Source organism: Phytopseudomonas daroniae (assembly GCF_004327285.1).
Lineage (GTDB): Bacteria > Pseudomonadota > Gammaproteobacteria > Pseudomonadales > Pseudomonadaceae > Aquipseudomonas > Aquipseudomonas daroniae.
This window is the reverse complement of record NZ_QJUI01000004.1, coordinates 164,939-190,170: the sequence shown is the minus strand read 5'-3', so window position 1 is coordinate 190,170 and position 25,232 is coordinate 164,939. Positions and strand designations below refer to the sequence as shown.

Here is a 25,232-nt window from a genome sequence, read left to right as displayed (position 1 = left end):
CCCTAGGTTGCTAGGGTTTGTTGACGTTTCAGCACAAGCCGCGTTGCTGCGAGAAATCTCGCCAGGCCGGGCGGCGATCCGCTAGGCGGAGGGCGCAGGGAATGGTTGTTCCCTTTTCAAGTCCTCCAACGACGCATGGCGAGATTTCCCGCGCAACCTAGGCGGCCCCACCCGAAGGGCCGGGCCCGTTTTGTCGCGATGCGGCGTTTCTCGCCGGCTCATTTGGCCAGCCAAACTTCGCGGCTCGTGCCTTGCCTCGCGACAAAACGGGCACCGGCGCGGTCGTGCTGAAACGTCAACAGACCCTGCATGACTGTAGAACTTTAAAGCCGATCAATGATTTGTTCGTGGCGCGGGGGCCAATGGCTGAGCATTGGCCCCCGCGGTTACTCACCACAGAGGCATGCTGTAGCTCAGGATCAGGCGGTTTTCGTCCAGATCGTTGCCGAAGTTGGAACGAACCGTGGCGTTGCGCCATTTCAGGTTGAGGTTCTTCAGCGCACCGGACTGGATGGTGTAGGCGATATCCATGTTGCGTTCCCACTCCTTGCCATCGTTGCCTGCGGCTACGGCGACGTTGTCGCCGGAGATGTAGCGGGTCATGAAGGTCAGGCCGGGCAGGCCGATGGCGGCGAAGTTGTAGTCGTAGCGTGCCTGCCAGGAACGCTCTTCGGCGTTGGCGAAATCGCCGATCTGCACGAAGTTGACCAGGAACGGGTCGCTGCTGGCGATATAGGGAAACGGATCGTCGCCGCTCATGCGCTGGTAGCCGGCACCGATGGCGTGGCCGCCCAGGGTGTAGGTGAGCATGGCGCCGAAGGCCTTGTTGTCGATGTCGCGGAAGTTGCCGTCTTCACGGCTCTGCGAGTAGCGCAGGTCGGTTTTCAGTGACTGGCCTTCGCCCAGCGGCAGCAGGTGCACCAGGGTGCCGTAGTACTGCTGGTAGACGTCTTCGAGGGTGCCGTAGTGCAGGCCGGCGGTCAGTTCGGGGGTGATCTTGTAATCACCGCCGCCGAACACGAACGAGTCGCTGCTGCCACCGATGCGGTTGGCGGTCATCTCGGTGTAGTCGGTGGAGCTGTTGGCCTTGATGCGGTTGATCTTGCCGCCTTGCAGGGTCAGCCTGTCGATTTCCTGCACGTTCAGCAGCGCGCCCTGGAAGGTTTGCGGCAGCAGGCGCGAGTCGTTGGCCGATACGATCGGGCTGCGGAAGTGCAGGGCGCCGACCTTGAGGGTGCTGTTGGAAATCTTCGCCTTGGCGGTGAGTGCCAGCTTGGAGTACTCGTCCTGCGAGCCGCCGGAGCCATCGGCCGGCAGCAGACCGCTGCCTGCGGTGCCGTCGCCGGAGTCGAGTTTCAGGCCGAGCATGCCCAGGGCATCGATGCCTACGCCAACGGTGCCCTCGGTATAACCGGACTCGGCACGCAGCAGGAAGCCCTGGGCCCATTCCTCGGCCTTTTCACGGGCGCCTTCCTGGCGGAAGTCACGGTTGAAGTAGAAATTGCGCAGCTCCAGGCTGCCCTTGCTGTCGCCGATGAAGTCGGCGTTGGCCAGGCCGGGTACGCTGCTGGCGAGCAGCAGGGCGGCCATGCGGGTGGACGGTGTCATGCGGAGTCTCTCCTGATGGTTGAGCGCGCAGCGGTATGTTCCGTCTGCTTGGCAGTGCGCGATTTATCGTTCTTGTTAGGTGGACGGTACGGCGCTGCATTCTTGGTAGCCGCGGCCGAGAGCGTCCAACGAGAAAAACCGGTGGCGGCCCATAAGAAAAGTCGATGCGCTAAAACAGGGCGATGGCGGGGTGGCTGGCATGCAAACTGCTTCCACTGCCGCCGTTGCAGGCTTCTTATCGCCCGCATTACTTTCATCGCCGGGGCTAGTCGCCATGAACCTGAGATTTCTCGAGACCTTCGTATGGGTCGCTCGCCTGAAGAGTTTTCGCCTGACCGCGGAGAAGCTGTTCAGCACCCAGGCGTCCATTTCCAGCCGCATCGCCGCGCTTGAAGACGAGTTGGGTACACGCCTGTTCCTGCGTGATTCCAAAGGTGTGTCGCTGACCCCCGAGGGGCAGAAGGTGCTCGAGTACGCCGAGCAGATGATCGACACCATGCAGGCCATGAAACAGTCGATCAACGATGCCAGCAGCATCCAGGGGCGCATCCGCGTGGGCGCGATGGATACCGTCATTCACACCTGGCTGAGTTCGTTCGTAGCAAAGATCATGGAGTGTTACCCGGCGGTGGAGATCGAGCTGACTGCCGACACCTCGCGCAACCTCTGCGAGCAACTGCAGAAAGGCTATCTGGACATCATCTTCCAGACCGATGTGATGCGCGGCGACAGCGTGCGCAACCTGGAGCTGGCGCGCTATCCGGTGCAATGGATCGTGCCCACCGGCTCGCTCTATCACCGGCCATTCACCTCCATGGACGAGCTCGCTCGCGAGCGCATCATCACCTTTTCGAAGAACTCGCGGCCGCACCAGGACATCCTCAACCTGCTGCATGCCGGCAACGTGGTTTCTCCGCGTATCAGCTGCGTCAACTCGGTCGCGGCGATGACCCGGCTGATCCGCGATGGCTTCGGTATCGGTGCCTTGCCGGCCTCGCTGGTCAGCAAGGAGCTGGAGCTTGGCGTGCTGAGCATCCTCGCGGACGTGCCGCAGCCGCCACCGCTGGATATCGTCGCCACCTGGCGCAGCGGCGTGGGCCTCGAACTGATCGAGGACATCGTCGCCCTGACTCCGGAGGTGCTGGCGCAGTACAGCGAGGAAATGGGCGATGAGCGGGTGACATTGGCCAGTCATTGCCTGGAGCGCAAGACCGCCTGAACGGATTCGTCGCAGCGTTGAGCGCGCTCCCTTTTTATAGAGTGGCGCTCGCTGTCTGTGCGGAATCATCGCGAGAACGAATGTTTCGACTATCTGTTATCTGTTTTTTGCCCTTTAGTAGTGCGCAGGGGCTCTGCTGCGCCTCGTTTTATCCCATAACGATTTCTGATCATGCACCCCCGTTTTTTCTAGTTGGACAGCCTTTGGCGATCTGACGAGACTCGAAAACGGCTTCCGATACGTCCCGCGCATCTCGAGGGTCTCTGACGCTGAACACCGGGCCAGCCCTTGCTGGGGTGGTGTCCGGGTCGCGCCATCGAGTGGTTGAAGGCCGTTCGCCGCGTCCCCCTTTCTGATCTGGAGAAACACATGAAGACAACTTCGTTTCGCTTCGGCCTGACGGTTCTGGCCTGCATCATGGGCACGATGAGCATCTCCGCCCAGGCCGCTGAGCGTTGGAACATGTCGGTCGAACAGCCGGATGGCAACTCCATTACCAAAGTCGCCAAGGACTTCGCCAAAGAGGTTTCCACCGCCACCGCGGGCGAGCTGGAAATCCGCGTGCACGCCAACTCGTCGCTGTTCAAGCGTCCCGAGGTCAAGCGGGCGGTGCAGACCGGCCAGGTTCAACTCGGTGATGTACTGATGTCGGTACTGGGCAACGAAGACGCGATCTACGAGATCGACAGCGTACCGTTCCTGGCGCGCAACTACACCGATGCGCAGAAGCTCTGGGAAGTCAGCAGGCCAGCCGTCGAGGCCCGCCTGGAGAAGCAAGGCATCAAGCTGTTGTACGCCATGCCCTGGTCGCCGCAGAGCATCTTCACCAAGACGCCGATCAGCAGTATGGCCGACTTCAAGGGCATGAAGTTCCGCGCCTACAACCCGGCCACCTCGCGCATGACCGAGCTGATGGGCGCGGTGCCCACGGTGATCAACACCGGTGAAGTGCCCCAGGCTTTCAGCACCGGCATGATCAACGGCATGCTCACCTCGCCGACCACCGGCGTCGACACCCAGGCCTGGGATTTCTCCAAGTACTACTACGACGTCAAGGCATTCATTCCGAAGAACTTCGTGATCGTCAACGCCCGTGCCTTCGCCCGCCTGCCGGAAGCCTCGCAGCAGGCTGTCCTGGCCGCGGCGGAGCGTGCCGAGCAGCAAGGCTGGGCAGCAGCCGAGGCGGAAACCGGCAAGCTGGTCGCCACCCTGGCCGAGCATGGCATGCAGGTCAGCGAGAGTGCGCCGGCGGAAGTCGAAAGCGGCTTCGAAAGCATCGGGGCGACCATGGCCGCCGAGTGGCTGCAGCGCACCGGCGATGAAGGCCAGGCGATCATCGACGCCTATCGCAAGTGATGAAGCGGCAGCGGGCGTGGCTCACGCTCGCTGCCATCGTGGTGAAAGCCCACAGGCGTTTTCATCCCCCGAACCGCGCAAGGTGGCGACGCCTTGCCAATCGCTCCCTTCGCGTGCGAGGCGTTTGCGCCATGAGTTGGCTACGTAAGTTGTATACCCTGTCCGGCATGCTTGCCGGTGTGTTCCTGATGCTGATCTGTCTGCTGATCGTGGCGCAGATCCTGGCGCGTCAGTTCGGCAGCATGATTCCGTCGACCGACGAATTCGCCGCCTATTGCATGGCCGCATCGGGTTTCCTGGCGTTGCCCTATGCGTTGATGCGCGGCGCGCACATTCGCGTCGAGCTGCTGTTTCGCATCCTGCCGCGCCGCTGCCTGTTCGCCGTCGAGGTGCTCGGCAATATCGTCGGGCTGGTGATCGCCGCTTACCTGGCCTGGTACTGCGCACTGTTCGTGCTCGAGTCCTACCAATTCAAGGAAGTGTCCTCCGGCTTGCTGCCGATCCCGATGTGGCTGCCGCAACTGCCGATGGTGCTGGGCACCGCGATCCTGGTGATCGCCATGACCGAGCGCCTGGTGCTGGTGTGCATGGGCCGCCGTTTCGAAGACGAAACCCCTGGCGTGATGAGCGAGTAAGCAGCTCGCCTGACGAATAGACCCGGTGGCCAAGGCCGCCTGATAAAAAGTGAGTTCGCCGTGGAATACACAATCATTGCAATCACCCTGCTGGTGGCGCTGTTCGCGCTGCTCGGCGGCGGTGTCTGGGTGGCCTTGTCGCTGCTCGGGGTCGGCATCATCGGCATGGAGTTGTTCGGTGGCGCACCTGCCGGCTCGATCCTCGCCTCCAGCAGCTGGACGGCCAGTGCCAGCTGGACGCTGACGGCGCTGCCGCTGTTCATCTGGATGGGCGAGATTCTCTATCGCACCAAGCTTTCGGAAGACATGTTCAAAGGGCTTTCGCCCTGGGTTCGCGGGCTGCCGGGGCGCCTGCTGCACGTCAACGTACTGGGCTGCGGCATCTTCGCCGCGGTCAGCGGCTCGTCCGCCGCCACGGCGGCGACCATTGGCCGTATCTCCCTGCCCGAGCTCAAGTCGCGCGGCTACCCGCAAGGCATCTCCATGGGCTCGCTGGCCGGCGCCGGCACCCTCGGCCTGCTGATCCCGCCGTCGATCATGATGATCGTCTACGCGGTAGGCGCTCAGGTTTCGGTTTCGCGCTTGTTCATCGCCGGCATCCTGCCCGGTCTGCTGTTGCTGGCGATCTTCTCCGGCTACCTGATGATCTGGTCGAAGATCAACGCCGATCAGTTGCCTGCGCAAGAGCCAGCCCTGCCGCTGCGGGAAAAACTGCGTCGTGCACGCCTGCTGATTCCCGTGGTGGTGCTGATCATCTCGGTGATCGGTTCGATCTACAGCGGTATCGCCACTGCCACCGAGGCCGCGGCGCTGGGCGTGGTCGGCGCGCTGGCCATCGCCCTGTACTCGCGCTCGCTGACGGTGGATACCTTCATGTCGAGCCTGCTCGGCGCGGTCAGCACCTCGTGCATGATCTTCTTCATTTTGCTGGGCGCGGCCTACCTGACCGCGGCGATGAGCTTCACCGGGCTACCGACGGCGCTGGCCGACTGGATCATCGCCAAGCAGATGTCGCCTTACGTGTTGCTGCTGGCGCTGATGGTGTTCTTCATCATCCTCGGCAGTTGCCTGGACGGGATTTCGATCATCCTGCTGGCCACCGCGGTGATTCTGCCGGCCGTTCAGGCGGCGGGTATCGATCTGCTGTGGTTCGGCATCTTCATCATCCTCACCGTGGAGATGGCGCAGATCACGCCGCCGGTGGGGTTCAACCTGTTCGTCATCCAGAACCTCACCGGCAAGGACATGTGGACGGTGGCCAAGGCCAGTTTCCCGTTTTTCCTGCTGCTGGTGTTCATGGCCATCATCATCACCGTCTTCCCGCAGATCGTGCTGGTGCTGCCGCAGGCCATGACCGCCGCTTGACGGGATAGCGCTGCCGTTCTCTCCATCAAGGCCCCACACAGCATGCTGTGTGGGGCCTTGTTACATTCACAGGGCCCTGGTGAACGAAAATGTCGCCGCATCGCAAGCGCTGGCGCATGCACTGTCGTTAAGCTCAGGCGGCACTTATGACCAGCGAGTCATCGTTATGGCGTTTAGGTAAGCCCGGTCTAAGGTTGAACTAGGACATGGAACACGAATCGCACATACCAAGCCCATAGACGGAGCATAAACATGGCGTTCTTCACCGCGGCCAGCAAAGCCGACTTTCAGCATCAACTGCAAGCGGCCCTGGCGCAGCATGTCAGTGAGCAGGATCTGCCACGAGTGGCCCTGTTCGCTGAACAGTTCTTTGGCATCATCGCCCTCGAGGAACTGACCCAGCGGCGTCTTTCCGATCTGGTCGGTTGCACCCTTTCTGCCTGGCGCCTGCTGGCCAGTTTCGATCCCGCCCAGCCCCAGGTTCGTGTGTTCAACCCCGATTACGAAAAGCATGGCTGGCAAAGCACTCACACCGGCATCGAAGTGCTGCACCCGGACATTCCGTTTCTCGTCGATTCCGTACGCATCGAGCTCAAGCGCCGCGGTTACAGCATCCATACCCTGCAGAACAGCGTGCTCAGCGTGCGCCGCGATCCCCAGGGCGCATTGATCGATCTGCTGCCCAAGGGCAGTACCGGCGAAGATGTCAGCCGGGAATCGTTGATGTTCCTGGAAATCAACCGTTGTGCCAGCAACGCCGAGATCAAGTCGCTGCAGAAGACCCTGCTCGAAGTACTGGAAGAAGTCCGCCTGAGCGTTGCCGATTTCCAGCCGATGAAGGCCAAGGCCCAGGAACTGCTGAGCAAACTGGGAGAGGGCACCCTTGGCCGCGGTCAGACCGAAGCCGCCGAGCTGGACGAGATCAAGGTGTTTCTCGACTGGCTGCAGGACGACCACTTCACCTTCCTCGGTTACGAGGAGTTCACGGTTCACGACGATGCCACCGGCGGTTATCTGCAGTACGACGAAAGCTCGCTGCTGGGCCTTTCCAAACGCCTGCGCAGCGGCCTGAGCAAGGACGATCTGCACATCGAGCCCTACGCGCTGGCCTACCTGCGTGAGCCGAGCCTGCTGTCGTTCGCCAAGGCGGCGCAACCAAGCCGCGTGCACCGCCCGGCCTACCCGGATTTCGTCTCCATCCGTGAAATCGACGGCGAAGGCAAGGTGGTCAAGGAGTACCGTTTCCTCGGCATCTATACGTCCACTGCCTACAGCGAAAGCGTGCGCGAAATTCCCTACATCCGGCGCAAGGTCGCCGAGGTGGAGAAACGCTCCGGCTTCATTTCCCAGGGCCACCTGAGCAAGGAGCTGGTCAAGGTTCTCGAGGTGCTGCCGCGCGACGATCTGTTCCAGACCCCGGTAGACGAGCTGGCCAGCACGGCGCTGTCGATCGTGCAGATTCAGGAGCGCAACAAGGTGCGCCTGTTCCTGCGTTTCGACCCCTACGGCCGTTTCGTCTACGCCCTGGCGTACGTACCGCGCGACATCTATTCCACCGAGACTCGCCTGCGCATTCAGCAAGTGCTGGTCGATCGTCTGCAAGCCAGCGATTGCGAGTTCTGGACCTACTTCTCCGAGTCGGTGCTGGCCCGTGTGCAGTTCATCCTGCGCGTCGATCCAAAGACCAAGCTGGATATCGATCCGCAGCAACTCGAGCGCGAAGCCATCCAGGCCTGCCGCTCCTGGACGGACGATTACGCTGCCCTGATGGTGGAGAGTTTCGGCGAGGCCAAAGGCACTCGCGTGCTCACCGACTTCCCCAAGCATTTCCCGGCCGGTTACCGCGAGCGCTTCCCGGCGCACTCGGCCGTTGTCGACATGCAGCACCTGCGCAGCCTCTCCGAGGAGCGCCCGCTGGTCATGAGCTTCTACCAGCCGCTGGTACCGGGTGAGCGTCAACTGCACTGCAAGCTGTATCACGCCGATACGCCGCTGGCGCTGTCCGACGTGCTGCCGATCCTGGAAAACCTCGGCCTGCGTGTACTCGGCGAATTCCCCTATCGTCTACAGCACCAGAGCGGTCGCGAGTTCTGGATTCACGATTTCGCCTTCACTTACGGCGAAGGTCTCAAGCTCGATATCCAGCAGCTAAACGACACGCTGCAGGATGCCTTCGTGCACATCGTACGTGGCGACGCCGAGAACGATGCCTTCAACCGACTGGTGCTGACGGCCGGTCTGCCGTGGCGCGATGTCGCGCTACTGCGTGCCTATGCCCGTTACCTGAAGCAGATTCGCCTGGGCTTCGACCTTGGCTATATCGCCAACACGCTGCTCAACCACGCCGATATCGCTCGCGAGCTGGTGCGTCTGTTCAAGACGCGCTTCTATCTCGCCCGCAAACTCAGCGACGATGATCTGCACGACAAGCAGAACAAGTTGGAACAGGCCATCCTCGGGGCGTTGGACAACGTCGCGGTGCTCAACGAAGACCGCATCCTGCGTCGCTACCTGGATCTGATCAAGGCGACTCTGCGTACCAACTTCTATCAGCCGGACGCCCAGGGCGAGGCGAAGCACTACTTCAGTTTCAAGTTCAATCCGAGCGCGATTCCCGAGCTGCCACGACCAGTGCCGAAGTTCGAGATCTTCGTCTACTCGCCGCGGGTCGAGGGCGTACATCTGCGCTTCGGCACCGTCGCACGCGGTGGTCTGCGCTGGTCCGACCGTGAGGAGGATTTCCGCACCGAAGTGCTTGGCCTGGTCAAGGCGCAGCAGGTCAAGAACGCGGTGATCGTGCCGGTCGGTGCCAAGGGCGGTTTCGTGCCGCGTCGTCTGCCGGTGGGTGGCGGTCGCGACGAGATCCAGGCCGAGGCCATCGCCTGCTACCGCATCTTCATCAGCGGGCTGCTCGACATCACCGACAACCTGAAAGAAGGCGAGGTGGCGCCACCGGCCAACGTGGTACGCCACGATGCCGATGACCCCTATCTGGTCGTCGCTGCCGACAAGGGCACTGCGACCTTCTCCGACATCGCCAACGGCATTGCCGGCGAATACGGCTTCTGGCTGGGCGATGCATTCGCCTCCGGCGGTTCGGCCGGTTACGACCACAAGGGCATGGGCATCACCGCCAAGGGCGCCTGGGTTTCCGTGCAGCGGCATTTTCGCGAGCGCGGCATGGACGTGCAGAAAGACCTGACTACAGTGATCGGTATCGGCGACATGGCCGGCGACGTATTCGGCAATGGCCTGCTGCTGTCCGAATCGCTGCAGATGGTCGCCGCGTTCAACCACCTGCATATCTTCATCGACCCCAACCCGGATGCGGCGCGCAGTTTCGTTGAGCGCAAGCGTCTGTTCGACCTGCCACGTTCGAGCTGGGCCGATTACGACACCTCGCTGATTTCCCAGGGCGGCGGCATCTTCCTGCGTAGCGCCAAGAGCATCGCCATCAGCCCGGAAATGAAGGCCCGCTTCGATATCCAGGCCGACAAGCTGGCGCCCACCGAGCTGCTCAACGCGCTGCTAAAGGCGCCGGTGGATCTGATCTGGAACGGCGGCATCGGTACCTACGTCAAGTCGAGTCGCGAGAGCCATGCCGACGTCGGCGACAAGGCCAACGACCTGCTGCGTGTCGACGGCCGCGAGCTGCGTGCCAAGGTGGTGGGCGAGGGCGGCAACCTGGGCATGACGCAACTGGGTCGTGTCGAGTTCGGCCTCAATGGCGGTGCCAGCAACACCGACTTCATCGACAACGCCGCTGGGGTGGACTGCTCCGACCACGAGGTGAACATCAAGATCCTGCTCAACGAGATCGTCACCGCCGGCGACATGACCGGCAAGCAGCGCAACACGCTGCTCGCCGAGATGACCGAAGACGTGGGCAATCTGGTGCTGGGCAACAACTACAAGCAGACCCAGGCACTGTCGCTGGCCGAGCGCCGTGCGCGCGAACGTCAGGGTGAATACAAGCGTCTGATGGCGGCAATGGAGGCCTCCGGCAAGCTCGACCGCGCACTGGAGTTCCTGCCCACCGAAGAGGAGCTCAATGAGCGCGCCATCAAGGGCCAGGGCCTGACCCGCCCGGAGCTCTCGGTGCTGATTTCCTACAGCAAGATCGAGCTGCAGGAGTCGCTGATCAAGTCCGGTATCGCGGATGACGATTACCTGGCCCGCGAGATGGAAACCGCCTTCCCGCCACGGCTGGCTCAGCAGTACGGCGAGGCCATGCGTCGTCACCGCCTCAAGCGCGAGATCGTCAGCACGCAGATCGCCAACGATCTGGTCAACCACATGGGCATCACTTTCGTGCAGCGCCTCAAGGAGTCCACCGGGGTGGGTTCGGCCCAGGTGGCCGCTGCCTACGTGGTGGTGCGTGACGTGTTCCATCTGCCGTTCTGGTGGCGGCAGATCGAGGCCCTGGACAACCAGGTGCCTGCCGATCTGCAACTGACCATGATGGACGAGCTGATGCGCCTCGGTCGTCGTGCCACCCGCTGGTACCTGCGCAGCCGCCGCAATGACCTGGACGCTGCCCGCGACGTCGCCCACCTCGGCCCACGGGTCAAGGCCCTGGCCATGCGCCTGGACGAGTTGCTCGAAGGACCGGCTCGCGATCAGTGGATGGCCCGCTACCAGACCTACGTCGAAGCCGGTGTGCCGGAGCTGCTGTCCCGGGTGGTCGCGGGAACCGGCCACCTGTACACGCTGCTGCCGATCATCGAATCGGCGGATCTCACCGGCCGCGAGCCGACCGAGGTGGCCTCGGCATACTTCGCCGTGGCCGATGCCCTGGATCTGTCGTGGTACCTGCAGCAGATCAGCAGCCTGAGCGTGGAAAGCAACTGGCAGGCCCTGGCCCGCGAGGCATTCCGCGATGACCTGGATGCCCAGCAACGGGCGATCACGGTATCCGTGCTGCAACTGGCAGGCGGGCCGGAGTCGATCGAGGAACGGGTCGAGGCGTGGCTGGAACAGAACCGCCGTCTGGTCGAGCGCTGGAAAGCCATGCTCGCCGAGCTGCGTGCGGCTACGGGTAGCGATTACGCCATGTACGCCGTGGCCAATCGCGAGCTGAGCGATATGGCGCAGAGCCAGCTACCGGTATTGCCGGTTTGATCGGCTAGGTTGCCGTGAGAAAGGAAAACGCCCCGACTGGTTCGGGGCGTTTTTTTATCTCCGATTCCTAAGATCGCATCGCCCCGAGGTCGGGGCTCCTGCTCTGGTCGGGGAGAGCCACAATCAGCGACATTTCATGGCTTCAACCGCAGGCCTTCGAGCAGCGCCTTGTGGAAGCGCTCGGGTTCCTGAATCTGTGGCGAGTGGCCAAGATCCGGGAAGGTCACCAGTGTCGCGTAGGGGATACGTTTCGCTGTCGCCGGGCCCAGCGCCTTGTAGTCGCCCAGCTTGCTGCGCATCGCTTCGGGGGCTGCGTCCTTGCCGATGGCGGTATTGTCCTTCTCGCCGATCAGCAACAGCACGGGCATCTTCAGGTTGGCGAATTCATAGACCACCGGCTGGGTGTAGACCATGTCGTAGGTCAGGGCCGAATTCCAGGCGACGATTTCCTTGCCGTCGCCTTTGAACATGCCTGCCTGCATATCCACCCAGCGGTCGAACTCGGGGCGCCACTGGCCGGCGTAATAGGTGTTCTTCTGGTAGTTGCGGCTGGCTTCGGCGGTGGTCTTCAGCTCGCGCTGGTACCACTGATCCACGCTCAGGTAGGGTACGCCGAGGGTCTTCCAGTCTTCCAGGCCGATCGGGTTGACCATCGCCAACTGCTCGACCTGTTCGGGGTAGAGCAGGGCATAACGCGTGGCGAGCATGCCGCCCATGGAGTGGCCCATGACCGTCACGCGTTCGATACCCAGTTGCTCCAGTAGCGTATGGGTGTTGCCCGCCAATTGCTGGAAGCTGTACTGGTAATGATCGGGTTTGCTGGATTTGCAGAAACCGACCTGATCAGGCACCACGACGCGGTAACCGGCTTCGCTCAATGCCGCGATGCTGCCTTCCCAGGTCGCGCCGCAGAAATTCTTGCCGTGCATCAGCAGCATGGTTCGGCCGTTGGCTTTTTTCGGCTGCACGTCCATGTAGGCCATCTGCAGCGAGCTGCCTTGGGAGTCGAAGGTGAAGCGCTTGATCTCGTATGGGTAATCGAAGCCTTGCAGTTCCGGGCCGTAGCTGGGCGTTTCGGCAGCCAGGGCTGGCAGGCTGCCAGCGATCAGTAACGTGGCGAGGGCTATGCGCACAGGGGACGCTCCAGACGATAGGGGGGGATAAAGACTGACAGCAATGCGGCGGTGACATTGCTGGCAAGTCTTTACAAAAGCTGTCTGGTTGGCGCTTTTCAGTCTAATTCGCGGATATAACGCAGCATGTCCGGGGCGCCGGCCTGGCACAACCCTTCCCCCAGGGCTGAGGCTTGCGGCGAATGCTTGGGCAGCAGCAGAAACTCGGGAGAGTCCGGCGTGCGCAGCAAGCTCAAGCGGGCGTAGGGAATATCGTGATCCATCAGCAACTGCATGAAGCCGGCGTCGCTCCAGGCCGCGCAGGGCATGGCCAGGGCGTGGTAGTGCTGCTCCAGCTCGCGCAGGCCGTTTGCACTGACGCGGTAGTGGGTAATGTCCGCCGATAGGCTGATTTCCAGCCCGCGCAGTCGTGCATAAGCCACGGCGCTGGCGAATGCTTCAGGATGCTGCTCTCCAGCCCAGAACAGGCGCTCGCCACGCCACTGCGCCTGGTAAAGCTCGAGGCGCTGGTCAGGGAAATCGGGCAACGCCTGGCTCAGGACTTTCACGAAGTCTCTGTAGCTGATGATGCGGATCTGCCGGCAGGCTTCACTGGTGGCGTAATCCTCGAAGCTGGCGTGGCGGTCATCGCAATGAACCAGGCTGTCGACCTCGCGCAGGTCGAGCTTTTCCACTTGCCGGTGCTCGACCTCGATCAGGCCGGTCAGCGCCGCGTGAGCCTCGGCCTTGTCTTCCTGTACCGGGCCGGACAGGGCGCTACGGGGCAGATCCTTGAGGCGTTGCAGCGGCGGGCCGTCGAGCCAGCAAAGGTTGTCGGCGAAAGTCGGGATGGCGGCGAAGGGCAGGCGCAATTGGCTGGCGCGTTCGAAGATCGGTTTGCAGCCACGGCCAAGCAGACCCACGCGCTGGGCCAGGGCGGTCAAGCGTGAGGTAAGTGGGCTGGGCTGTTCAGGCAGGCTCATGGTAACTCGCGGACGTCGGTATGCCCGCTGCAGTGTGGCAGAGCTGACAGCGTCTTGCACGGATCGTATCGAGGGAGCGTCGCGCCTGGTGCTGCAATGCCAAGCGGCAGTGCGCCTGTCTGGTGGCACTGTGGCAGAATCCGTTCATTCATTTGCAAGGGAGCCTCCATGGCCAGCCTGGTTCTGGATATCGCGTTATCGGCAGAGCGCCTGCGGGTGGTCTATTCGGGGCGGGCCAATCGCATTCAGGCACTCAGTCGCGATGGCCGGCGGGTAAGCATTCCGGCCCATCATTTTCGGCCGTTTCTGACTCATGAAGGTATCTATGGTTCCTTCGAGCTGCAATTCAACGGCGAAGGTGAGTTGCTCTCCCTGCGTCGCCTGCCTTAGGGTCTGTTGACGCGGCAACGCGGCTTGTTCTGAAACGTCAACAGACCCTGGGCCTCGCTAGGCGGACGTCTGGGCGGCTATAATTCGCGCCTTTCGATTTCGCCACTGACGAGCTGAGTCTGCCCATGTACAACCTGGCCCGCGAGCTGTTGTTCAAACTGTCCCCGGAAACCTCCCACGAGTTGTCCATCGACCTGATCGGCGCGGCCGGCCGGCTGGGCCTTGCCGGGTATCTGAGCAAGGCGCCGAACAGTCTGCCGGTGACGGTGATGGGCCTGCAATTCCCCAACCCGGTTGGTCTGGCCGCAGGCCTCGACAAGAACGGCGATGCCATCGACGGTTTCGCAGGGCTGGGTTTCGGTTTCGTCGAGATCGGCACGGTCACGCCGCGTCCGCAGCCAGGCAACCCCAAGCCACGTCTGTTCCGTCTGCCCGAAGCCGAGGCGATCATCAATCGCATGGGGTTCAACAACCATGGCGTCGATCATCTGCTGGCTCGGGTGCAGGCCGCCAGGTTTCGCGGTGTGCTGGGCATCAACATCGGCAAGAACTTCGATACGCCGGTCGAGCGGGCGGTAGACGATTACCTGATCTGCCTGGACAAGGTCTACGCCCACGCCAGCTACGTCACGGTCAACGTCAGTTCGCCGAATACGCCGGGGCTGCGCAGCCTGCAGTTCGGCGATTCGCTCAAACAGTTGCTCGATGCTCTGCACGAGCGTCAGAGCGCGTTGACCCTGAGCCATGGCCGCCGAGTGCCCCTGGCGATCAAGATCGCGCCGGACATGACCGACGAGGAAACCGTTCAGGTCGCGGCTGCGCTGCTGGAAAGCGGTATGGATGCGGTCATCGCCACCAATACCACCCTGAGCCGTGAGGGGGTCGAGAACCTGGCGTTCGCCAACGAGGCCGGTGGTCTGTCGGGTGCGCCGGTGCGTGACAAGAGCACCCATACGGTCAGTGTGCTGGCTGGCGAGCTGGGCGGGCGTCTGCCGATCATCGCCGCTGGCGGTATTACCGAAGGGCGCCATGCCGCGGACAAGATTGCCGCGGGTGCGAGCCTGGTGCAGATCTATTCCGGTTTCATCTACAAGGGGCCGGCGCTGATTCGCGAGGCAGTGGATGCGATTGCCGCGGCGCGGCGCTGAGAAGGGGAAATAAAAAGGGCTCCCTTAGGGAGCCCCTGGGCTTGCGCCCGCCGCTCGGATGGAGCGTGCTTGGTGAAGTCGGTAGGTCCCTGATTTAGCCGACAGCTCGAAGTTCGTTGAGTCGATGGATACCGGCGGTGCCGGTCAAACCGTCCCAGTTGTCACCGCGGCCTTCACGCCAGCCATTGAGCCAGGCCTGACGCACGGACGGAAGGGTGAAAGGACACAGCTCGCGGGATTTGCCACTAATACCGTACTGATAGCCGCGCAAAAAAGCTTTTTCTAACGGATCACGCTTAAGTCTTCTCATAGGGTGTTGCCCTCACTTGTTGACTGTTATGTCCCGTAGACCTCTGGGAGGTCAGGCAGAAGGTTCTGCCGCGGAGTCCGCTGCCGGCGTCGCGAGCCTCCTGTGCCATCGTCGTTGCGACGAAAGCCTGGGTAGATTTCTATCGAATGCATGAACCTGTGTGAATGATCGATTTGTCATAAGGACGTAACGCTTTTGCGGGTGAGGCCATAAGCTCGGTGTGATTTTTTATCGAGCTTGGGCAGAAGTCGCGCTAACAGGGGCTTTGCGCGTCGCTTGCTGGTGTTTTGCCATGTGAATGGCTATCGATTACACCCGCTATTTATTCCGACGAAGGGTCGCTTTGCGACTTTTTGTCACTTATTTTGGTTGTGCCTTCTGTTGCGGCCAACCCATTACTGCCTTTTGGCACTGGATCTCTGATGTCGGACGATAACGAACTCTTCCTCACTTGCCCCAAGGGGCTCGAAGGCCTGCTACTCGAGGAAGCCAAAGCGTTGGGCCTGGAACAGGCCCGTGAGCACACCTCGGCAATCCGCGGTGTGGCCAGCATGGAGACGGCTTATCGCCTGTGCCTGTGGTCGCGTCTGGCCAACCGGGTGCTGCTGGTGCTGGCGCGTTTTCCGGTGCGTGATGCGGAGACCCTGTATCAGGGCGTACTCGACGTCGACTGGTTCGAGCATCTGCAGCCGAGCGGCAGCCTGGCCGTGGAGTTCAGTGGTAATGGTTCGGGCATCGACAACACCCATTTCGGTGCGCTGAAGGTCAAGGACGCCATCGTCGACAAGCTGCGCCAGGCCGACGGCACCCGCCCATCGGTGGACAAGCTCAATCCGGATATGCGCGTGCATCTGCGCCTGGATCGCGGTGAGGCGATACTGTCGCTGGATCTGTCCGGCCACAGCCTGCATCAACGCGGTTATCGTCTACAGCAGGGCGCCGCTCCACTGAAGGAGAACCTGGCCGCCGCGGTGCTGATCCGCGCCGGTTGGCCACGCATCGCCGCTGAAGGTGGCGCGCTGGCTGATCCCATGTGCGGTGTGGGTACCTTCCTGGTGGAGGCGGCGATGATCGCTGCCGACATCGCGCCGAACCTGACTCGCGAGCAGTGGGGCTTCAGCAACTGGCTCGGGCATGTGCCGGCCACCTGGAACCGTTTGCGCGCCGAGGCCGAGGAGCGTGCTGCTGCCGGTCTGGCCAAACCGCCGCTGTGGATCCGCGGTTACGAAGCCGACCCGCGGCTGATCCAGCCTGCCCGCAACAACATCGATCGGGCCGGGCTGAGCGACTGGATCAAGGTCTACCAGGGCGAAGTGGCGACCTTCGAGCCGCGGCCTGACCAGAACCAGAAAGGTCTGGTGATCAGCAACCCGCCCTACGGCGAGCGCCTGGGCGATGAGGCGAGCCTGTTGTACCTCTACCAGAACCTTGGCGAACGCCTGCGTCAGGCCTGCATGGGCTGGGAAGCCGCGGTATTCACCGGGGCGCCCGACCTGGGCAAGCGCATGGGCATCCGCAGCCACAAACAGTACGCGTTCTGGAACGGCGCCTTGCCGTGCAAGCTGCTGTTGATCAAGGTGCAACCCGAGCAGTTCGTCACCGGCGAACGTCGCACGCCCGAACAGCGTGAGCGGGAGCGCGAGCAGAACGAACTGCAGGCCGAAGAGCCGAAGCTCAACCGCAACGGCAATCCGATCAAGCCGGCAGCGGCTCCAGTCGAGCAGGCACGCTTGAGTGAAGGCGGGCAGATGTTCGCCAACCGTCTGCAGAAGAACCTCAAGCTGCTGGGCAAGTGGGCGCGCCGCGAAGGCATTGACTGCTATCGCCTGTACGATGCCGATATGCCCGAGTACGCCCTGGCCGTCGATCTGTATCACGATTGGGTGCACGTGCAGGAATATGCTGCGCCGCGTTCGATCGACCCGGAAAAGGCCCAGGCTCGCCTGTTCGATGCGTTGGCAGCCATTCCCCAGGCGCTGGGCATCGACAAGAGCAAGGTGGTGATCAAGCGCCGCGAGCGGCAGAGCGGCACCAAGCAATATGAACGGCAGGCCGCGCAAGGTCAGTTCATGGAAGTGAAGGAGGGCGGCATCAAGCTGCTGGTCAACCTGACCGACTATCTGGATACCGGGCTGTTTCTCGACCATCGTCCGTTGCGCCTGCGCATTCAGAAGGAAGCGGCGGGCAAGCGTTTCCTCAACCTGTTCTGCTACACCGCCACGGCCAGTGTGCATGCAGCCAAGGGCGGTGCGCGCAGCACCACCAGCGTCGACCTGTCGAAGACCTATCTAGACTGGGCGCGGCGCAACCTGTCGCTCAACGGGTTTTCCGACAAGAACCGCCTGGAGCAGGGCGATGTGATGAGCTGGCTGGCTGATGATCGTGGCGAGTACGAGCTGATCTTCATCGACCCGCCGACCTTCTCGAACTCCAAGCGCATGGAAGGTGTGTTCGACGTCCAGCGTGACCATGTGCAACTGCTGGATCTGGCCATGGCGCGTCTGGCGCCGGGTGGCGTGTTGTACTTCTCCAACAACTTCCGCAAGTTCCTGCTCGACGAGCAGTTGCCGTCGCGTTACCAGGTGGAAGAGGTCACCGCTACGACCCTCGATCCGGACTTCGCCCGTAACGCCAAGATCCACCGCGCGTGGAAGTTGATGGCCAAGTAACCGGCAGCCGAGCCGTCGCGTCACCCATCTGCGGCATTAAAGCGGTAGCGGACGTAGGCTGGGCTTCAGCCCAGCAAATCAACTGTCCACTACCGCCTTTGACCAGCTCTACAGCCAGGTTCAGGGCTTGGCCGCGATCCTGGGCTGCTTGTATAGGTCGAGCAGCACCTGATCGAGGATCGCCGAGGCGCCCCAGGGTTTCGGGTCGTTGAGGATCGCCACCACGGCCCAGCTGTTGCCATTGCTGTCGCGGCTGAAGCCGGCGATGGCGCGCACGTTGTTCAGGGTGCCGGTCTTGATGTGCGCCTGGCCGGCCATCGGTGTGTTGCGCAGGCGTTTGCGCATGGTGCCGTCCAGCGCGACGATCGGCATGGAACTGATGAACTCGGCGGCGTAGGGGCTCTTCCAGGCGGCTTCCAGGATGCGGCCCATTTCTCGAGCGCTCAGGCGTTCCGCACGGGACAGCCCGGAGCCGTTTTCCATCACCAGTTGCGGCGCGGTAATGCCCTTGCGTGCCAGCCAGGCGCGGATCACCCGCTGCGCGGCGTGCGCATCGTCGACATCCGCTTCGTTGCGGTTCTGCGCGCCGATGCTCAGGAACAATTGCCGGGCCATGGTGTTGTTGCTGTACTTGTTGATGTCGCGGATGACTTCCACCAGATCGGGCGAAAAGGCACGCGCCAGCAGGCTTGCGCTCTTGGGCACATCGGCCTGGCGGTTCTTGCCCATGATGCTGCCGCCCAGCTCCTGGAAGATGGCGCGCACGGCACCTGCGGCATAACCGGGATGGTCGAGCAGCGACAGATAGGTCTGGGCACTGCAGCCATCCATCAACTGGCCGGTGACGATCACCCGCGTACCGTCGAACTCTTTCACGGGGTTGTAGCGTACGTCCGGCCAGGCCGGGCATTTACCGGCCTTGAGTACCTTGACCTGGTTGTCCATGGTCAGGCCGGTCAGGGGTGGTTCGGCGGCAACGGTGACCTTGCCGCTCTCGGCGCGGGCGATGAAGCGCAGGGCCTTGAGGTTGACCAGCAGCGAGTCGGGCGTGACCAGATAAGGCTTGTTGGCATCGCCGCCATCGTCGTCGAAGGCCGGCAGATCCGGTTGCACGAAATAGCTGCGATCGAGCACCAGGTCGCCGGTCACCTGGCGTACGCCGTTGGTTCGCAGGTCACGCAGCAGCAGCCAGAGTTTCTCCATGTTCAGCTTGGGGTCGCCGCCGCCCTTGAGGTACAGATTGCCGTTGAGCACACCGTCCTTGAGTTGGCCGTCGGTATAGAATTCGGTTTTCCACTGATAGGTCGGGCCGAGCAGCTCCAGCGCGGCGAAAGTGGTCAGCAGCTTCATGGTCGAAGCCGGATTCACCGAGACGTCGGCATTGAATAAGGTGCCATTGCCCGGGCCGGTCAGCGGCAGGGTGACCACCGACAATGACTGCTGGCCGATCTTGTTGGCGTTGAGACTCTTGACCACGCTTTCGGGGAGATTGGCGCTGGTTGCCGCATGAGTGGGCAGGGCGGCGGGCAGTACGAGGCAGGCGAGAACCAAAGGGCGGAGGATGCGCAGCCTCCGTACGGCGGGTACAACGGAAAATCGCATTACGAGCTCCCAGGGTGGTTTGGGACAATGCTGCGCATTATGCCCGATGGCCGAGCCGCCAGGGCCGCGATTGCAGGTTTTTGTGCCCCGCCATCCCTGCGGGCCGTCGCAAGCGACGTCAAAAATCACTCCCGGCGATTTTTCGTCGGCTGACGGGCATCGTGGCCGCTAAGCTGGTAGAGTGCCGCGCGTTATCACTCTGCAAGGATTTTTACCCATGGCTACCAATCGTTCCCGTCGTCTGCGCAAGAAACTCTGTGTGGACGAATTCCAGGAGCTGGGTTTCGAGCTGAACCTGAACTTCAAGGAAGATCTGAGCGACGAAGCCGTCGACGCCTTCCTCGATGCATTCCTGAGCGACGCCATGACCGCCAATGGTCTGGGCTATGTCGGCGGTGACGACTACGGTCTGGTATGCCTGTCCAAGCGTGGCTCGGTCAGCGAAGAGCAGCGCGCCGCGGTCGAAGCCTGGCTCAAAGGCCGTTCGGAGCTGGTCGATGTCAGCGTCAGCCCGCTGCTCGACGTCTGGTATCCGGAAAACGAGATCAACTCGGCTTCCTGATTCCAAGTAAGGGCCTCGTTCGAGGCCCTTTTCATTCTCGGGCTCTGTCCTGACGACTCTCCAGATGCCGCGCGGTAATCGCTGCCACGGCCTCGCTGAATGCCACGCACTGTTCGCTACGGATGCCCGAATGGCCGTCCAGCAGCTCTTCGCCCTGCAGCAACACGAACATGCCGAGCAATTCGCCTTGCCGATCACGCAGCGCAATGGCCACCAGGTTCACCCGGGGTGTACCGAGCGCGTTGAGCAGCGGCTGAAAATCGCCGGCCTTGTCGAAGCCCAATGACAGTACCGCGGTGCCTTGATCCAGCGCCTGGCGCAACCATGCCGTCGAGTCGCTGCCATCCAGCGGCTGGTCGTGCAGGTCGCTAGCGCGCAGTGTGCCGCCGATGCTTTCGAACTCCACCGTATGCGCTCGCAGGCGGTTGTCTTCGACCAGGTAGACGAGACCGGCCTGGGCCTGAACGACCTGCAGGGTTTGCCGCGTTATCCACTTCAGCAGTGCCTGAACGCTTGGTTGGTGCCCCAACTCGGCGATGATGTTCTGGTAGTGGGTCAGGGCCCGATTCATCCGTGCCATGGCCTGGGCCAGGCAATCCACTTCCAGCACCGAGGAACGTACGCCGCCCGCCGCGACGAAGTCGAACCGCGCCATCGCTTCGGTCTGATCCTGCAGTGCAGCGAGCGGGCGAGTGATGCAGCGCGACACCAGCCAGCCGATGGGCAGGCACAGCAGCAAGGTGGTCAGGGCGATCAGTGCGCCTTGCCAGCGAATGCGATAGGCGTCGGCGAGCAGTTCGTCTTCGGGCACCAGCAGCGCCAGGTACAGGCCATCGGGCCCGCCTTCGCTGACGTGGCTGCGCGAGACCACCCAGCGGCGCTTGTTCAGTGTTTCGATGCCCTGTTGATTGTGCCCGGGTGTCAGCTCGTGCAGCGCGCCGGCCAGCTCCGGCAGCAGTTCGGTCACCGGTTTCAGTCCGGGTTCGGGCACATGGCTGAGCAGGCGTTGACTGTCGGGGTAGGCCACGGCCAATCCCCTGGCATCGAATAGCACCACCTCGCTGCTGGGTGTGATCTTGTGCTTTATCAGCGTGGCGGAGAGGTCTTCCAGGGTGAGGTCTGCCGCTATCACCGCTTGCTCGCCGGCTGTGTTGGCCAGTGTGGTGCCGATCGCGCCGGAGGAAAAGAACGCGTAGGGCGTGGTGACCACGGTGCCATTCTGGCCGCGGGCACGGCTGTACCATTCGCGCATCCGCGGATCGTAATCCTGGCTGCCTAGCGAGCGCTGTTCCAGCAGATTCAGGGCGTCGTCGAAGAACAGGTATTCACCTGTCCGGCTGGTGCCTTGCTGCTCGATCGACCAGATCTGCAGGGCGGCGCCTTCCGGTGCCTGAAACTGTCGCTGGATGGTTCGGTTGCGCAGGGCGCGCACCATGAAGAAGTCGCCGTCTCGATAGCCGAGAAACAGCGAGGCCAGTTTGGGGTTATCGCGCAGGGCCTGGGCGAAGGGCGCAAGCAACGCCAGGCGCGCCTGCAGATCATCGCTGCGGGTGCCTTCGGCGAAGGCCAGCACACCGAGCAGATGATGAATGGGTTGGTAGGTGGCGCTGATGTCCCGCTGCACATCCTGCTGGATGTGCTCGAACAGGGTGGCACTGCTGGAGAAGATGATCGCCGTGGTCTGGCGATAGTTGAAGATGCCCAGCGCACCGCCGGCGAGTAGCAGCATCAGCATGAACAGCACGCTGATATGAACGTGCAGGGGGAGCCTGCGTTCTCCGCGGCGAAAGCTGCTGGGCATCGCGCGTCGCTCCGTGGTTGCGCTATTCACGGGCCAGCATAGTCAAGCGTTTACGGCTCTGTCGACTCTTATGAAGGCACTTTGTCATTATTGCTGGGTGGTCGCCGTTCTGCCGCCATGCGATTGTCCAGCCATTGTTGTAGACCGTGCATCAGCAGGGCGATGAACAGGGTCAGCAAAATGCCGAGGGTGACGTTGAACAGGCGTACCTGTGGTAAATGCCAGTCTCTGGCCAGGCTCTCTGCCAACAGCACGAAGCACACCGTGGTCTGCAGCACGAACAGGCCGTAGTTGTTGGCCTGCAGCGCGCGGCTGAGGGTAATCAGCGGCAGCATGATGGCCACCATCAGTGGTGGGCTCTGCAGGCTGTTGCCAAACAGGATCAGCAGCCCGGCGGCGCTCAAGCTGGCCATGCTCGCTTGCAGGGCGCGCACCAGGCTGCCTCTGAACTCCAGCTGAAGCGTGGTGACTACCGCGAGCGTCAGCCAGTAACCACGTTGCAGATGCGCCAGGTTGACGATCAGGCCGGCGAGCGATACCGCCATGGTGCAACCCAGGGCGTACAGCCACCATTGCTGGCTTGACTGGCGACGAGCATGGCGGCGCAGTACCTTGAGCAGGCTCACCAGGCGTGGCATGTACGGCCACATGCGCAGGCCGTGAACGCCACGCAGGCCGAAGGCCAGGAGCATCACCCACAGCCCGCCGAGAATGAACAGCATGGCGATGGCGTAGGGATTGTTCAGGTTGCTGCTGCCGTATTGACCTTGTCCCAGACACAGGCACACGGTGAGGCCGATACCCAGCTTGCCTGCCTCGGTGCCGTAACGCTGCAACCAGGCCAGCAGCAGACCGAAGCATGCGAACAGCGACAGGCTGATGAGTGGGTGCGTCGCCGACCAGAAGCCCAGGCCGGCGCTGCAGGCGCCCAGCCCGGTGAGCAGCAGCATGCGCAACATGCCGAAGCGGTGCAGGGGATTGGCCTGGGCGGCCTGAAAGGCGCCGACCGAGGCCCAGAGAAAGCCCGGATGCGCGCTGAACAACCCCAGCAGCAATGGCAGGGCACAACCCAGACCCGCCACTACGGCCGGGCCCCAGGCAGGTGGCCCGGCATGCCAACTGAACAGCTGTCTGAAAACCTGGCGCATGGTCAGACCGGGCTCGAGCGACCGGTCATTTCGCGGGCCATTTCGGTGGCGTAGCTATCGGTCATGCCGGCGATGAAATCGATCATCCGCAGGAAGGAACGGTACAGCGGCCAGTTCGGGTCGGGCGCGTTGGGGCCAAGCAGGTCGAGAATACGGCGGTTCTTGAACGAAGGCGTGCGTCCGCCATGCTGTTCCAGCGCCGCACCGCAGAAAGCATTCAGCAGAATCTCCAGAGTGGTGTAGGCGCCGATCTCGTGGAGGGTCTTGCGCTTGTCCTGGAAGATCTTTTCCCGGGCCATCGCCTTGGCGGCCTGTACGCAGTCCTTGGCCGGGCCGTGCATGTGCTCGACCAGATCGCCTTCCAGGGTGCCCGCCAGCAGTGCGGACTGCTGCTCGACGAAGGCGTGAGCGGCGGAGTTGGTCAGGTGCTCGATGGCCTTGCCGCGCAGGATCGCCAGTTTGCGTCGGCGCGAATCGTTGGGGCCCAGTTGACGGTAGGTTTCCGGCAGATCGTCGCCGACCAGATCGAGTAGCAGCGACTCCACTTCGGCGTAGTCGAGCAACTCCATTTCCAGGCCGTCTTCCAGGTCGATCAGCCCGTAGCAGATGTCGTCTGCCGCCTCCATCAGATAAACCAGTGGATGACGCGCCCAACGCTGTTCTTCGAGTTGCGGCAGGCCGAGCTTGCTGGCGATCTGTTCGAGCAGTGGCAGCTCGCTCTGGTAGCAACCGAACTTGTGCTTCTTGTAGCCCAGGGCTTCCGCATGGCGGGAAGTCCAGGGGTACTTGAGGTAGGCGCCGAGGGTCGCGTAGGTCAGCCGCGTGCCGCCATCGAACTGGTGGTACTCCAGTTGGGTGAGCACACGAAAACCCTGGGCGTTGCCCTCGAAGCTGAGGAAGTCGCCGCGTTCGGCATCGCTCATGGCGTCCAGCCAACCACGCCCGGCCGCTTGCTGAAACCAGTGGCGAATGGCGTCTTCACCGGAATGACCGAATGGCGGATTGCCAATGTCGTGAGCCAGGCAGGACGACTGCACCACCATGCCCAGGTCGCTCGGCTCGCACCAGGCTGGCAGTTCGCCGCGCAGCATCTCGCCGACGCGCATGCCCAGGGAGCGGCCGACGCAGCTGACTTCCAGCGAGTGGGTCAGGCGCGTGTGGATATGATCGTTGCTGGATACCGGGTGCACCTGGGTCTTGCGGCCCAGGCGGCGGAAGGCACCGGAGAAGATGATCCGGTCATGATCCTTGTGGAACGGGCTGCGGCCCAGTTCATCGGCGCTGGACGACGGTTTGCCGAGACGTTCACGGGTGAGCAGGGTTTGCCAGTCCAAGCGGGGTTCCTTTGCCGGCGACGGCGATGCGTCTCGTTGGGCGGGCCTGCGCGGGCACTCATCGGCGACCGGCACGCGTTTGGCCATAGGGTCTGTTGACGTTTCAGCACGACCGCGCCGGAGCCCGTTTTGCCGCGAGGCAAGGCACGAGCCGCGAAGTTTAGCTGGCTAAATGAGCCGGCGAGAAACGCAGTATCGCGGCAAAACGAGCCCGGCCCTGCGGGTTGCGCGGGAAATCTCGCCATGCGTCGTTGGAGGACTTGAAAAGGGAATGCCATTCCCTGCGTCCTCCGCCTAGCCTGGCGAGATTTCTCGCGGCAACGCGGCTTGCGCTGAAACGTCAACAGACCCTAGCTTCCCTGTTCGACGCGGCAACTGCAAGGCTGTTATTGCTGCAGATCCCGCAGGCGCTGCTGCAGGCGATTGAGATAGCCCATTTCGAAGGCCTGGCGGGCACCGTCAGGGTCGTACAGGGCTCTGGAGTAGGCCAACTGGCGCCATAGCTGGCGGGAATGGGGATCGTTGCACCAGTCGTCGGCATCGCGCATGCCCTCATCGACGATCGGCTGCAACGCCAGCGGGCAGTCCAGGACGATCGCCGATTGGCTACCGAACGATGGGATACTGGCCAGACGGTTGTTCATGGGCGCTCCTTGCCTGCGAGTGATCTGAGTTTCTGCAGGTCGACGAGCACATGACCGGCGAGCCGTATCACTGGCAGCGTCCCGTCGTCTATCCAGGCCTGCACGCGCTCCGGGTATTCAGCCAGGCCGATCAGTTCGGCAAGGCGGCCGGGGGTGACGTAGCGAGGCGAGTCGAGCAGGGGAGAGAGGTCGAGTTCTTCCACTTTGATTCTGCTTCCTGCAACA

At 62.5% G+C, this 25,232-nt stretch carries 19 protein-coding genes; 9 read left to right on the top strand and 10 right to left on the bottom strand.

Annotated elements, in window-relative coordinates:
- Window positions 1-390: 390 nt before the first annotated feature.
- The gene (locus DNK06_RS06080; protein ID WP_131179140.1) at window positions 391-1,608 is read right to left on the bottom strand and encodes an OprD family porin; all 1,218 of its coding nucleotides are present in this window, start codon (window positions 1,606-1,608) and stop codon (window positions 391-393) included.
- Between the two features lie 274 nt (window positions 1,609-1,882).
- On the opposite strand from DNK06_RS06080, the gene DNK06_RS06075 reads away from it, so the two are divergent.
- From DNK06_RS06075 to DNK06_RS06055, 5 genes are all read left to right on the top strand, one after another.
- A complete protein-coding gene (locus DNK06_RS06075; RefSeq protein ID WP_131179139.1) occupies window positions 1,883-2,827 on the top strand; it encodes a LysR family transcriptional regulator in 945 nt (314 codons plus the stop codon).
- A gap of 369 nt (window positions 2,828-3,196) precedes the next feature.
- Entirely contained in the window at window positions 3,197-4,183 is a 987-nt protein-coding gene (locus DNK06_RS06070; RefSeq protein WP_131179138.1) for a TRAP transporter substrate-binding protein, read from the top strand.
- A 131-nt stretch (window positions 4,184-4,314) separates the two neighbouring features.
- The gene (locus DNK06_RS06065) at window positions 4,315-4,818 is read left to right on the top strand and encodes a TRAP transporter small permease (RefSeq protein WP_131176336.1); all 504 of its coding nucleotides are present in this window, start codon (window positions 4,315-4,317) and stop codon (window positions 4,816-4,818) included.
- A gap of 60 nt (window positions 4,819-4,878) precedes the next feature.
- Window positions 4,879-6,183 carry a TRAP transporter large permease gene (locus tag DNK06_RS06060; RefSeq protein ID WP_131179137.1) on the top strand — a complete coding sequence of 435 codons (1,305 nt, stop codon included), beginning with the start codon at window positions 4,879-4,881 and terminating at the stop codon, window positions 6,181-6,183.
- 252 nt (window positions 6,184-6,435) lie between these two features.
- Window positions 6,436-11,304, top strand: coding sequence for an NAD-glutamate dehydrogenase (locus DNK06_RS06055; protein WP_131179136.1), 4,869 nt, complete (start codon window positions 6,436-6,438; stop codon window positions 11,302-11,304).
- A gap of 134 nt (window positions 11,305-11,438) precedes the next feature.
- On the opposite strand, the gene DNK06_RS06050 is transcribed toward DNK06_RS06055, so the two are convergent.
- Both DNK06_RS06050 and DNK06_RS06045 read right to left on the bottom strand, forming a co-directional pair.
- Window positions 11,439-12,437 carry an alpha/beta fold hydrolase gene (locus DNK06_RS06050; protein WP_131179135.1) on the bottom strand — a complete coding sequence of 333 codons (999 nt, stop codon included), beginning with the start codon at window positions 12,435-12,437 and terminating at the stop codon, window positions 11,439-11,441.
- A gap of 98 nt (window positions 12,438-12,535) precedes the next feature.
- Complete coding sequence (locus tag DNK06_RS06045) at window positions 12,536-13,399, bottom strand: DUF6685 family protein (protein ID WP_131179134.1); 864 nt, start codon at window positions 13,397-13,399, stop codon at window positions 12,536-12,538.
- Window positions 13,400-13,567: 168 nt separating this feature from the next.
- On the opposite strand from DNK06_RS06045, the gene DNK06_RS06040 reads away from it, so the two are divergent.
- Together DNK06_RS06040 and DNK06_RS06035 are read left to right on the top strand one after the other, a co-directional pair.
- Entirely contained in the window at window positions 13,568-13,789 is a 222-nt protein-coding gene (locus DNK06_RS06040) for a DUF2835 domain-containing protein (protein WP_131179133.1), read from the top strand.
- Between the two features lie 125 nt (window positions 13,790-13,914).
- A complete protein-coding gene (locus DNK06_RS06035; RefSeq protein ID WP_131179132.1) occupies window positions 13,915-14,937 on the top strand; it encodes a quinone-dependent dihydroorotate dehydrogenase in 1,023 nt (340 codons plus the stop codon).
- Window positions 14,938-15,031: 94 nt separating this feature from the next.
- On the opposite strand, the gene rmf is transcribed toward DNK06_RS06035, so the two are convergent.
- Window positions 15,032-15,247: a ribosome modulation factor gene (gene rmf, locus DNK06_RS06030; protein WP_073268316.1), complete on the bottom strand. Its 216-nt coding sequence runs from the start codon at window positions 15,245-15,247 to the stop codon at window positions 15,032-15,034.
- 422 nt (window positions 15,248-15,669) lie between these two features.
- Here rmf and rlmKL point away from each other — a divergent pair, with 422 nt between their 5' ends.
- Window positions 15,670-17,916, top strand: coding sequence for a bifunctional 23S rRNA (guanine(2069)-N(7))-methyltransferase RlmK/23S rRNA (guanine(2445)-N(2))-methyltransferase RlmL (gene rlmKL / locus DNK06_RS06025; RefSeq protein WP_131179131.1), 2,247 nt, complete (start codon window positions 15,670-15,672; stop codon window positions 17,914-17,916).
- A 120-nt stretch (window positions 17,917-18,036) separates the two neighbouring features.
- Here the strand turns inward: rlmKL and dacB are convergent, their stop codons facing one another.
- Complete coding sequence (gene dacB, locus DNK06_RS06020; protein ID WP_131179130.1) at window positions 18,037-19,518, bottom strand: D-alanyl-D-alanine carboxypeptidase/D-alanyl-D-alanine endopeptidase; 1,482 nt, start codon at window positions 19,516-19,518, stop codon at window positions 18,037-18,039.
- A gap of 217 nt (window positions 19,519-19,735) precedes the next feature.
- On the opposite strand from dacB, the gene DNK06_RS06015 reads away from it, so the two are divergent.
- Entirely contained in the window at window positions 19,736-20,080 is a 345-nt protein-coding gene (locus DNK06_RS06015; RefSeq protein WP_131179129.1) for a YggL family protein, read from the top strand.
- A 31-nt stretch (window positions 20,081-20,111) separates the two neighbouring features.
- On the opposite strand, the gene DNK06_RS06010 is transcribed toward DNK06_RS06015, so the two are convergent.
- The 5 genes from DNK06_RS06010 to DNK06_RS05990 form a co-directional block, all read right to left on the bottom strand.
- The gene (locus DNK06_RS06010) at window positions 20,112-21,881 is read right to left on the bottom strand and encodes a cache domain-containing protein (RefSeq protein WP_131179128.1); all 1,770 of its coding nucleotides are present in this window, start codon (window positions 21,879-21,881) and stop codon (window positions 20,112-20,114) included.
- Window positions 21,882-21,949: 68 nt separating this feature from the next.
- The gene (locus DNK06_RS06005) at window positions 21,950-23,029 is read right to left on the bottom strand and encodes an FUSC family protein (protein ID WP_131179127.1); all 1,080 of its coding nucleotides are present in this window, start codon (window positions 23,027-23,029) and stop codon (window positions 21,950-21,952) included.
- A 2-nt stretch (window positions 23,030-23,031) separates the two neighbouring features.
- Entirely contained in the window at window positions 23,032-24,363 is a 1,332-nt protein-coding gene (locus tag DNK06_RS06000) for a deoxyguanosinetriphosphate triphosphohydrolase (RefSeq protein ID WP_131179126.1), read from the bottom strand.
- A 386-nt stretch (window positions 24,364-24,749) separates the two neighbouring features.
- The gene (locus DNK06_RS05995; protein ID WP_131179125.1) at window positions 24,750-25,007 is read right to left on the bottom strand and encodes a LasR-specific antiactivator QslA; all 258 of its coding nucleotides are present in this window, start codon (window positions 25,005-25,007) and stop codon (window positions 24,750-24,752) included.
- Window positions 25,004-25,210 carry a DNA-binding protein gene (locus DNK06_RS05990; protein WP_242674652.1) on the bottom strand — a complete coding sequence of 69 codons (207 nt, stop codon included), beginning with the start codon at window positions 25,208-25,210 and terminating at the stop codon, window positions 25,004-25,006. Before DNK06_RS05990 ends, DNK06_RS05995 begins: the two co-directional genes overlap by 4 nt.
- Between the last annotated feature and the right edge of the window lie 22 nt (window positions 25,211-25,232).

Bases quoted from the DNA above. Each gene is read 5' to 3' on its own strand.
- DNK06_RS06080 (WP_131179140.1), bottom strand. From the start codon at position 1,608: ATGACACCGTCCACCCGCATGGCCGCCCTGCTGCTCGCCAGCAGCGTA.
- DNK06_RS06075 (WP_131179139.1), top strand. From the start codon at position 1,883: ATGAACCTGAGATTTCTCGAGACCTTCGTATGGGTCGCTCGCCTGAAG.
- DNK06_RS06070 (WP_131179138.1), top strand. From the start codon at position 3,197: ATGAAGACAACTTCGTTTCGCTTCGGCCTGACGGTTCTGGCCTGCATC.
- DNK06_RS06065 (WP_131176336.1), top strand. From the start codon at position 4,315: ATGAGTTGGCTACGTAAGTTGTATACCCTGTCCGGCATGCTTGCCGGT.
- DNK06_RS06055 (WP_131179136.1), top strand. From the start codon at position 6,436: ATGGCGTTCTTCACCGCGGCCAGCAAAGCCGACTTTCAGCATCAACTG.
- DNK06_RS06045 (WP_131179134.1), bottom strand. From the start codon at position 13,399: ATGAGCCTGCCTGAACAGCCCAGCCCACTTACCTCACGCTTGACCGCC.
- DNK06_RS06040 (WP_131179133.1), top strand. From the start codon at position 13,568: ATGGCCAGCCTGGTTCTGGATATCGCGTTATCGGCAGAGCGCCTGCGG.
- DNK06_RS06035 (WP_131179132.1), top strand. From the start codon at position 13,915: ATGTACAACCTGGCCCGCGAGCTGTTGTTCAAACTGTCCCCGGAAACC.
- rmf (WP_073268316.1), bottom strand. From the start codon at position 15,247: ATGAGAAGACTTAAGCGTGATCCGTTAGAAAAAGCTTTTTTGCGCGGC.
- rlmKL (WP_131179131.1), top strand. From the start codon at position 15,670: ATGTCGGACGATAACGAACTCTTCCTCACTTGCCCCAAGGGGCTCGAA.
- dacB (WP_131179130.1), bottom strand. From the start codon at position 19,518: ATGCGATTTTCCGTTGTACCCGCCGTACGGAGGCTGCGCATCCTCCGC.
- DNK06_RS06015 (WP_131179129.1), top strand. From the start codon at position 19,736: ATGGCTACCAATCGTTCCCGTCGTCTGCGCAAGAAACTCTGTGTGGAC.
- DNK06_RS06010 (WP_131179128.1), bottom strand. From the start codon at position 21,881: ATGCCCAGCAGCTTTCGCCGCGGAGAACGCAGGCTCCCCCTGCACGTT.
- DNK06_RS06005 (WP_131179127.1), bottom strand. From the start codon at position 23,029: ATGCGCCAGGTTTTCAGACAGCTGTTCAGTTGGCATGCCGGGCCACCT.
- DNK06_RS05995 (WP_131179125.1), bottom strand. From the start codon at position 25,007: ATGAACAACCGTCTGGCCAGTATCCCATCGTTCGGTAGCCAATCGGCG.